General features: G+C 38.7%; 8 protein-coding genes and 1 tRNA gene. All 9 read right to left on the reverse strand.

All coding sequences use genetic code 11. The features are described 5' to 3' along the window. The coding region (locus tag P9M13_10400) for a GTP-binding protein (GenBank protein MDP8263694.1) at nucleotides 1-193 on the reverse strand (193 nt) is incomplete at its 3' end. 83 nt (nucleotides 194-276) lie between these two features. After that, nucleotides 277-349 (reverse strand) — tRNA-Thr (locus tag P9M13_10405). A 283-nt stretch (nucleotides 350-632) separates the two neighbouring features. Then, nucleotides 633-1,382 (reverse strand): methyl-accepting chemotaxis protein, encoded by a 750-nt coding sequence (locus P9M13_10410; GenBank protein ID MDP8263695.1) that lies wholly within the window; start codon nucleotides 1,380-1,382, stop codon nucleotides 633-635. 73 nt (nucleotides 1,383-1,455) lie between these two features. Further along, on the reverse strand, nucleotides 1,456-2,772 hold the full coding sequence (locus tag P9M13_10415; protein ID MDP8263696.1) for a DUF1015 domain-containing protein: 1,317 nt from the start codon (nucleotides 2,770-2,772) through the stop codon (nucleotides 1,456-1,458). A gap of 4 nt (nucleotides 2,773-2,776) precedes the next feature. Further along, on the reverse strand, nucleotides 2,777-3,034 hold the full coding sequence (locus P9M13_10420; GenBank protein ID MDP8263697.1) for a hypothetical protein: 258 nt from the start codon (nucleotides 3,032-3,034) through the stop codon (nucleotides 2,777-2,779). A gap of 7 nt (nucleotides 3,035-3,041) precedes the next feature. Beyond that, complete coding sequence (locus P9M13_10425) at nucleotides 3,042-3,575, reverse strand: DUF4416 family protein (GenBank protein MDP8263698.1); 534 nt, start codon at nucleotides 3,573-3,575, stop codon at nucleotides 3,042-3,044. Between the two features lie 12 nt (nucleotides 3,576-3,587). Further along, the gene (locus P9M13_10430; GenBank protein MDP8263699.1) at nucleotides 3,588-4,793 is read right to left on the reverse strand and encodes a family 10 glycosylhydrolase; all 1,206 of its coding nucleotides are present in this window, start codon (nucleotides 4,791-4,793) and stop codon (nucleotides 3,588-3,590) included. 29 nt (nucleotides 4,794-4,822) lie between these two features. Next, entirely contained in the window at nucleotides 4,823-4,981 is a 159-nt protein-coding gene (locus P9M13_10435; GenBank protein ID MDP8263700.1) for a hypothetical protein, read from the reverse strand. 151 nt (nucleotides 4,982-5,132) lie between these two features. Beyond that, nucleotides 5,133-5,930 carry a hypothetical protein gene (locus P9M13_10440; protein MDP8263701.1) on the reverse strand — a complete coding sequence of 266 codons (798 nt, stop codon included), beginning with the start codon at nucleotides 5,928-5,930 and terminating at the stop codon, nucleotides 5,133-5,135. Nucleotides 5,931-6,102: the final 172 nt, after the last annotated feature.

The raw sequence follows: 6,102 nt of genomic DNA on the forward strand, positions 1-6,102 counted from the left end.
CATTGATCGTTACTCCTCTTTCCTTTTCTTCAGGGGCATTATCAATATCATCAAACTTCTTCAAATCCGCTAATCCTTGCTTTGCCAATGTTCCGATTATCGCTGCAGTGAGTGTTGTCTTACCATGATCCACGTGCCCGATCGTTCCAATATTTACGTGCGGCTTTGACCTTTCAAATTTTTCCTTTGCCATTTCTCTCCCCCTTTATTTCCTTACTCTCTTTTTTCTTTTTTTTAAAAGCGTCTTTGTTTTTATACATCTTATGATTAATTCTTAGCCGACAATGGGAATTGAACCCATGACCTCTTCCTTACCAAGGAAGTGCTCTACCGACTGAGCTATGTCGGCAAATTCGGCTGAGAAAAGTATTTATACAACTATCACCTCTATCTTAACTTCAAATAAAGATACTTCACCTGCACATAAAATATACGGGTAAATTTTTGCGTTCGAACATATTACCAGAAGGCGAAATTATGTCAAGAAGAAAATATAATGCCAGAATAAATATTTTTTGCAAGAGAAAAATAGTACTTTTTTTCTTTTTTATGGATGAGAGCCAAAAGCTCAAACTTTCCACTCTCCAAAAAGGGGTACTATGACTTTCGAAAACCACCGCATTTCGCTCCATTTACGAATTTTGTGACTCAGCACCTTCCGGGGTTTCCGCTTTTACCTTGTACTTGGCAAGAAACACACTCGCTTCCTGTGCCTTTGCAATTAAATCGTCACAGAGAGGAGTGATTTCTTTGGCTTTTGTATCACTGACCTGAATAACCCGTGCCTTAAGATTGATACCACCGCTTTCAAGTGACGCAATAACTTCCTTCATCTTTGTAATACTCTCCTCAAAATCTCCTATAACATAGTTCAGATCCTGATACAAATCCTTGAACTCATCATGTTTTCTAAAATAGGTACGCGTTCTCAGATCACCTTTTTTTATTTCCTTGAGTGATTTATTGACATGATATATCGGACCCGCTATACGATTTGAGAGAAATACCCCCTCCAAAAAAATAATTATCAGAAGCAGTATAATAACAGGGATGATCTTAACCTGTGTTCTCATAAAACTATCTTTAAGCTGCTTAAGCAAATGATCACTTAAAAGATCCGCCTCTTTATCAATATCCTGGCTATTGATCGTTGCATCACCAGAACGAACATCTTCATATGCCTTAATTCTCTGCGCGGTAACAATCTTTTGCCCGATAACAATCTGTGAATATTCTTTTTTAAGCACTGTCCAAACAGAAAAGTACATACCAACACCAACAATAACATTTACCACAACAACAGTAAGAAGAATCATGCAGACATACCTTAACTGTAATTTCTTATCAATTAAGTATCGCCTTCTTCTCTCATGAGCACCCATACGCACTCCTTATAGTATCTATTGTTTATACTGTAAACATCACTTCTCAAATAGTTACTGTACTATATTCTCATTAAAATGTATACATAACAAGACCGGAAGAAACCTTTGGATAGAAATCTGTAGATTTTTGCGGCATCTTCTCTCCAGATTGGGCAACCGCTCTTACTTCGTCAACTTTTGTCGGGTTGAGAAAAAATGTTACTTGATACAGGCCCTCATTAACCCCCTGAACACCATCAATAGGGTCTCTTACATACGAAAGATTATCTTCCCCGGCAACCTTTTCCTGGCTGATCCCTAAGATTTTCTCAATAATAAACCGGTGAAGAATTGTTACATCAAGGCCTGAGACAACATCGCTCATATCTTTACCGATAAGCTGTTTTACATCTATTTCTTCTTTTAAGGTAAGTAGGTATTTTACACCCTTACCGGCAACACCAAAACAATTTTTCCCTTCACGTTGCCCTGCAGACATTGCATCGAGCATGTTCTTTAACGACGCATCTTCTGATCCAGCATCATCTATTTTTACAATCTCAAAATACTCACCCGATGTAGCTATAAAATTATCAATAGTAAATCCATCCATGTTCTTCACCATACGGTGCGTCGGAAGAACGGTGAGACCGTCTGATTCCATAGAAACAAAGTACGCTACCCGAAAACACGCATCGTGATCACTCCCTATACCCTGTTCCTTTATAAGGTAATCCCGATAATTGAGCGCAACCTCGTATCGATGGTGCCCATCTGCAATAAATATCTTCTTATCGCTCATACCATCACATACCGCATTAGCAGAAGCACTGTCATCAACACGTTTTAATACATGGCCAACACCATATTCATCGCAGAAATCAAACATTATCGTTGTAGGCGCTATATCGAGTACATTTTTAATAGCCACGTCTTTATCATTATAGAGCATGAATATCTGTTCAAAATTAGTATTACATTTCTTAATAAGCTCGAATCGATCAGCTTTTGGCTTTGAGAGTGTCTGTTCATGAGGATACACACCACCTTTTCCCAGCTCAGCTAACCTAAGCAAAGAGATAAATCCACGGCGCATTTTCTTCTCACCGAGGGGCGTCGTATATGTCTGTTCATAGATGTATATGGTAGGCGCATCATCTTGTTTCAACACCTCTTCATCTTGCCATTTTTTGAACAGTTCTCGCGCCCGGGTATACCGATTATTGTCTTCAGTATCAGATGATGCGATCTTATTTAAAATGAGTTGCACAAAATTATATGGACTTCTCGCATAATATTCGTCCTGAAGTGTTGGTTTTATTTTATCGTACGGTTGCGTTACCACATCTTTAATGTCAACTTTATCTCTATTGTAATACATCCCTCTAAAAGGTTTTATCTCAGCCATTTTATCACCCGTTCCATTGTTGAATAAGTTCTTGAATTAACATAACCTCAGCTCGGATAGCCCATACCGCTCCCAGCGTAAGAAACACGATAACGATTGTCAACACCGCCTTGGAGAATCTACTAAACCGCGGACTATACCACAGAAGCGGTAACGCAAATATTCCCAAAACAAAAAAAAGCATAACCAATACAAATGCTCTGCTATAATACCATTTTGCATTATCTTTTCTAGTAGTGTTTTCTGCTTTTTTTTCGTGCATATCCACCCTATAACTTTCCTTCCTTCACCAATTTCCTATATATATTTCGCGCTTTGTTAAAAAAGTGAATCGCTTTTTCACTTTTATAATCCGAGTACGTCCAGCTATACCCGTGACATGTCTTATCTTCATAATAAAGTGTTGGCTGTGCATATATTCCGCGGGCAATGTACACACGATACGTAGCATCTTTCGTTGTTGCTAGAATCATTTTTGCCTGATCTATTAATCCGGGATCAATATTGACCTGTCTTCTGCCATCCTTTGTGTACTGGTCTTCTAATACGTTTGAGTGGATCTTAATATCAGCAATATCCCCGGGACAAACCAATCGCCCAAAAGCAATATACTGACGAAGAATGTTATCACCCATTTCATCATTGTAATAGTTAGTACAACGAAAGGGAATAATTTCGCTCTCACAATCTATTTCACCATAGGAATCTATAAGTGCATTCTTTATCGATGTGAGATGCCCTTGATCTATACTGAGAAGACCCGCAATAAGTTTTACTTTGGCAGGAATAACTGCTTCACCCATACAAACTCAATCTTAGTTTTTACCGCACACTTCTTTAAAAATAGTAAACTGCTCTTTTTTCTTAAGCATCGAATCATATGAAAAAAGTATGATCCCGTCAACATCAAGTGAAACGGTGTCTTTAAGTTCCTGCTCATAGATATTCATGCGTGCTTTAAGAAGGTACGCGCCTATGCCGGTATATATCTTACTCTCATCATTTTCAAACGCTTTACCTGCGATCGTCACATATCGATACAACAGCGGATCTATCGAATAATTCATCAGGCACGCGTTATCAACAATGTTTTCATTAAGCCATCTACGCCAATCCTGAAATGCACTGAGGTACGCCCTATCGGCATAACACACTACTGCTGTAGAAAGTTCTATGCGTTTATTTTTTTTCTTAACTATCTTGAACGCTTTTTTTACAAAATCTGTTATCTGTTCACGACGCCAGTCATCCCATTTTTGCATGTTATTGGTGACCATATCAGGCTTAAGCGGATTCATACCATATTTCTTCTGAAACCGTTTACAGCTCTCTTTTCCGTATCCGTACGAAATCCCTTTAGGAAATCTACTTCCGGGAGAAAAAGGTACCGTATAGGGCAACCTGATAAAATCAAGCTGCACGCCATCTATAGACTTATATCGCGCGACTATTTCTTTTACTACACCCAGCATATATTTTTGTACTCGAAGATCACCCGGATCAAGCCAGTATCCTGTCCCGTCAGCTTCATAGTATGTATTATCTTTACCGGGCAACTGCAAATTCGGATACTCAAGCATTGACCGGCCCTTGTTATCACGTGTGACAACGCTCGGTCCATACTTCTTAATAATCGGAGATTTTTTATTGCGGCCAATACGAAAAATGTTTATCCACGCATGCACTTTTATATCACGTTTATGTGCCTCAGATATAACAAACTTCAAAAGATCTTTTTTTTCTTTTTTATAGAAGTTTTTATACGGGCGGTTATCGTAACTGTTTGTTTTAAACCATGCCTTGTCATGCCGAAACACCTGCACATAGATGGTATTCATGCCGTTTGTTTTGACATCATCTAGCATAGCTATTATCTTGCTTGATGACGAAAGTGTGTCATTACTCCCCATGCACTCAACCCATACACCGGTTGCGGTATCACTATAGAGATCGTGCGAAGCACAAGCTGATATAATCAGGGAGGAAAAAAGTATAAGAATAAATGCTATGCATTTTTTCATGAATCGTCTTCTTCGTTTATACCGGAATACTAAATAGCCATTCCTGGCGCGCCTTTAAATTGACCTTCCCATGGTTCTGGCCGTGCCCATGGAAGCGGAGAGCCTCCTTCGGGTGTGTGACCACATCCAGACAGTAAAACCATTCCTAGAGAAAATATCATAAGGGTAACTACAATAATTCTTTTCATTATAACTCCACTATACGCTACAACTATTGGTATACAAGTAGGGGGTAACCCGCATTTTTCAAAAAAGTCTATTGCAAAGATATATCTACCTGAAACTGCTGATTTAAGCTTCCTCAAAGTCCTCGACGTACTATATATGAGTACGAAGTAACTAAAATTTCTTTACGCTATCATCTTCTTCGGGATATTCATTTTTCTGAAGCCATTCCGGTAGAATCTGGCATGCAGCCATTTTCTCATACACACGATCTACCCTGACCTTTCCAACAAGCTGTTTTCCTCTATGTACAATGAGTATCTCGCCGACAGGGATCTTATCTTGTTCACCGAGATTAATGATAACAAAATTATATTTCGGGTTTACCACAAGTATATTGCCGCTAAACTTCAGCTCTGAACGAACAAAGATATCATCGAGATTAACCGGCGGCTGATCCTTTTTCGCAAGTTCCTGCAACTGGTCGTTTAATTCGTCACGTTCCTCTTCAGTTTGCCTCAGTTTTGACAATAATTCTCTTTTTTGTCCTTTGAGTTCAGTAACAGTGTCTTTTAAACCGCTACCGGAAGAACTGCTTTCGCGAGCCAACCGCAACTGTTTCATAAGCGCTAATGCCGCCTGTTGTTTTTCCTGTAGTTTCTTTTTCAGTACTTCCTTTTCTCTCTTTTCCATTTCAAGGAGTGAGGATAACTGCCGTGCCTCTTCTTTTGCCGCGTCTCTTTCACCTTCAACTTCTTTTTTAACGGCAATAACATCGGTCAGTTCTTTTTTAATTGAGTCACGTTCACCTTCGAGACCCTTTGCTTTATCTTCTATAATTTGTATCTGCTCAACGAGCTCTATTCTTTTTGCTTTTTCACCATGGTATTTTTTGTGGAGAAACACAGAAAGGACAATAAAAGTAATGCCAAGAACAATTGCGAGTAAGAGACCGATTTTTATAAGTTTCATAGTGCAGAAGTGTATACTGTTAACAATAAGAAGTCAATAATATACGTAACCGGTGAGCAAAAGGGGGGACAATAACAAAATAAAACCCGCATAACTAAAGATAGATCTAAGATTAAAAAAAACGAGCCGAAAAGTTTTTATACTTCCGGTTTATTTTTTTATGTTGACAGTA

This window comes from Candidatus Ancaeobacter aquaticus, from assembly GCA_030765405.1.
GTDB lineage: Bacteria > Auribacterota > Ancaeobacteria > Ancaeobacterales > Ancaeobacteraceae > Ancaeobacter > Ancaeobacter aquaticus.

What these genes read in the sequence shown, in the direction of transcription:
- P9M13_10435 (MDP8263700.1), bottom strand. Translation starts at nt 4,981, where the DNA reads ATGAAAAGAATTATTGTAGTTACCCTTATGATATTTTCTCTAGGAATG.
- P9M13_10430 (MDP8263699.1), bottom strand. Translation starts at nt 4,793, where the DNA reads ATGAAAAAATGCATAGCATTTATTCTTATACTTTTTTCCTCCCTGATT.
- P9M13_10415 (MDP8263696.1), bottom strand. Translation starts at nt 2,772, where the DNA reads ATGGCTGAGATAAAACCTTTTAGAGGGATGTATTACAATAGAGATAAA.
- P9M13_10425 (MDP8263698.1), bottom strand. Translation starts at nt 3,575, where the DNA reads ATGGGTGAAGCAGTTATTCCTGCCAAAGTAAAACTTATTGCGGGTCTT.
- P9M13_10420 (MDP8263697.1), bottom strand. Translation starts at nt 3,034, where the DNA reads ATGCACGAAAAAAAAGCAGAAAACACTACTAGAAAAGATAATGCAAAA.
- P9M13_10410 (MDP8263695.1), bottom strand. Translation starts at nt 1,382, where the DNA reads ATGGGTGCTCATGAGAGAAGAAGGCGATACTTAATTGATAAGAAATTA.
- P9M13_10440 (MDP8263701.1), bottom strand. Translation starts at nt 5,930, where the DNA reads ATGAAACTTATAAAAATCGGTCTCTTACTCGCAATTGTTCTTGGCATT.